4 protein-coding genes are annotated in these 2,873 nt (G+C 40.4%); all 4 read left to right on the top strand.

Annotation, left to right across the window (positions count from 1 at the left end; translation table 11 throughout):
- Positions 1-224: DUF5063 domain-containing protein (locus Q8907_15465; GenBank protein MDP4275669.1), on the top strand; the 224-nt coding region annotated here is incomplete at its 5' end.
- Between the two features lie 9 nt (positions 225-233).
- Positions 234-815 (top strand): 3'-5' exonuclease, encoded by a 582-nt coding sequence (locus tag Q8907_15470; protein ID MDP4275670.1) that lies wholly within the window; start codon positions 234-236, stop codon positions 813-815.
- Positions 816-817: 2 nt separating this feature from the next.
- The gene (locus Q8907_15475; GenBank protein MDP4275671.1) at positions 818-2,008 is read left to right on the top strand and encodes a class I SAM-dependent rRNA methyltransferase; all 1,191 of its coding nucleotides are present in this window, start codon (positions 818-820) and stop codon (positions 2,006-2,008) included.
- Positions 2,009-2,022: 14 nt separating this feature from the next.
- Positions 2,023-2,583 carry an FMN-binding protein gene (locus Q8907_15480; GenBank protein ID MDP4275672.1) on the top strand — a complete coding sequence of 187 codons (561 nt, stop codon included), beginning with the start codon at positions 2,023-2,025 and terminating at the stop codon, positions 2,581-2,583.
- The last annotated feature ends 290 nt before the right edge of the window (positions 2,584-2,873 follow it).

A 2,873-nucleotide genomic window follows, 5' to 3' on the forward strand; every position in this document is an offset into this window, starting at 1 on the left:
CGGGTGATGAAGAGTTAGTCAATGACGCCCTTTGCACCTGCCAGACAAACTTTGAACAGTATTGGGGGCAGCTGGCTGTCAATGCCCTGGGGGCAATTCATTCCCTATGCTATAATCCTGATGAAACTTTTCAAGAAGAGGAGGATGAAGTTCATGGCCATAAACCCAATATAGATTCCTCGTTTATTGCTCAAAGGCAACGCGATTATCAAAATAACGACTAGAATTAATTCATGTTTGCAAAGACTATTTCTGCTCAGGAACTGAATATTTTGCCGGTAAAGCATTTTGAAGGCGAAACATTTGTTATTGACGACCTGAAAAAATTAAAAGAAGTACTTCCTCTTATAAGTAGTGAGAAGTTGTTGGGTTTTGATACAGAAACCCGTCCTAATTTTAAAAAAGGAAGGACCAACCATGTCGCTTTATTGCAACTGGCAACCCGTGATAAGGCTTTTCTGTTCAGAATCAATAAAATAGGATTGCCCTCCGTGGTTACAAAAATATTAGCTGATAAAAATGTTCTGAAAGTCGGGGCTGCCATCCGGGATGATATCCGGACCCTGAAACTTGCCAGCCCCTTTGCCCCTCAAAATTTCGTGGAACTTCAGGACTTTGTCGAATATTTCGACATCGAAAGCAAGGGATTATCGAAGCTTGCAGCAATTGTCCTGAATTTCAGGATTTCAAAATCCCAGCAATTGTCCAATTGGGAAAACGAAACTCTTACTGCGGCCCAGATCAATTATGCTGCTACAGATGCCTGGGTGGGTTATGAAATATTTCAAAAATTAAAAGAATTGTCGGAACAATAAATATGGGTACTTTAACAAAAATCATCTTAAAAAAGGGAAAGGAGCAATCCATCCGACGTTTTCACCCCTGGATTTTTTCCGGCGCTATTGAAGAAATTACCAGTCCTGTCGAGGAAGGCGACCTGGTCGAAGTTTATAGCCACGATCAGGAGTTTCTTGCCATAGGGCATTGCCAGGTAGGAACTATTGCCGTTCGTATTCTTTCATTCGAACCCGTTGAAATAAATGATGATTTCTGGAAACAGAAAATTTCTGCTGCCTGTTCCCTGCGCCAGGAACTGGGTTTGTTTCTGAATGCGCAGACTAATGTTTTCAGGCTTATTCATGGTGAAGGAGACGGAATGCCCGGACTGATTGTGGATTTTTATAATGGTACGGCGGTCATGCAGATGCATTCCATCGGAATGTACCTGATCCGCGAAAAACTGGCCGCTCTGCTAAAAGAAATCCTGGGCAACCGCTTGCTTGCAGTTTATGATAAAAGCGAAGGTTGTATCCCCGAAAAATCCGGAATAGAAGTTAAAAATGGTTTTATTTCGGGTAGTTCGCCTGAAACTATAGTTTTGGAATATGGAAACAAATTCAAAATAAACTGGGAGGAAGGACAAAAAACCGGATTTTTTATCGACCAACGTGAAAACCGCAGGTTGCTTCAACAATATACTGCCGATAAAACAGTTTTGAACATGTTTGGCTATACGGGTGGTTTTTCCGTCTATGCCATGCGTGGGGGAGCTTCGTTGGTCCACACTGTTGATGTTTCTGAAAAGGCCGTAGAACTTGCCAGTGAAAATGTTGCCCTTAATTTTTCGGATACTTCAAGGCATAAAGCTTTCGCAACTGATGCTTTTGAGTTCATGCGGGATATTGACAACCGGTATGATGTGATCATCCTCGACCCTCCGGCATTTGCCAAGCACAATTCAGCGCTTCACAATGCTTTGCAGGGATATAAGAGATTGAATACTATCGCATTCAAGAAAATTAAAGCCGGGGGAATTTTATTTACTTTTTCCTGCTCACAGGTTGTAAGCCGCGACGATTTCAGGAAAATTGTTTTTACTGCTGCTGCCATTTCTGGCAGGAGGGTAAGGATCATTCACCAGCTTGAACAACCGGCCGACCATCCTGTCAATATCTTTCATCCTGAAGGCGAATATTTAAAAGGATTAGTATTGTACATTGAAAAATAGCAAAATTTAAAATAATGATAGCAAAGCCCTTTATGTCTAAAATCTTTTTTTTCCTGACTATTGCAACATGTTGTTTTTTTTCTATTTTTGGAATAGCACAGACCCCTCCTGGAGCAGATAACGAAAAGCGTGTAATGACCAATTTTATCAAGCAGGTGGTTCCTTCTTTTAATAATGACCCTTATCTTGAAAAAAAAGTAATGGATAATCTTGATGTATATCCGGCCAGGCGAAACAAAAAACTTGTGGGTATGGCTGTTAAGACTTCGAGTGAAGGTTATAATGGCCCCATTATCCTGATGGTGGGCTTCCTGCCAAATGGAAATATTTATAATATTTGCGTGGTCGCTGAAAATGAGACAGAGGATTTGGGAACTCATGTGAATGACGCGGCTTTTAAGAACCAATTTAAAGGTAAAAATCCCTCCCTCTTTAGGCTTAAAGTAAAAAAAGACGGAGGACAGGTCGATGCAATTACTTCTGCAACCATCAGTTCAAGGGCATTTTGCGATGCTGTGAACAAAGCCTATAAAGTGTTTACTAAAAGTATAAAGTCTTATCATCCTGTAAAATAAAGATTGACCATACGGATTGATTAGGAAATAAAAACACCTGCCTTCGACTCCGCTCAGGCAGTAAAAATAGTTGAACCCTCTCAAACCCTCTCAAACCCTCTTAAACTCTCTCAAACAATATCTAACTTTTTTATATCTCCATGTTACTCTGTGTCTTCTCAGTGTTTCTCTGTGTTATAGCATTTATATTATAATTCAATTATTACACAGAGAGGTACAGAGTTTTTTCACAGAGAGCCACAGAGATTATCCTCCGTACCTCAGTGGTTAAAAGTATTTTTTGCGCCTTC

This window comes from Bacteroidota bacterium (assembly GCA_030706565.1).
Classification (GTDB): Bacteria; Bacteroidota; Bacteroidia; order Bacteroidales; family JAUZOH01; genus JAUZOH01.

Bases quoted from the DNA above. Each gene is read 5' to 3' on its own strand.
- Q8907_15480 (MDP4275672.1), top strand. From the start codon at position 2,023: ATGATAGCAAAGCCCTTTATGTCTAAAATCTTTTTTTTCCTGACTATT.
- Q8907_15470 (MDP4275670.1), top strand. From the start codon at position 234: ATGTTTGCAAAGACTATTTCTGCTCAGGAACTGAATATTTTGCCGGTA.
- Q8907_15475 (MDP4275671.1), top strand. From the start codon at position 818: ATGGGTACTTTAACAAAAATCATCTTAAAAAAGGGAAAGGAGCAATCC.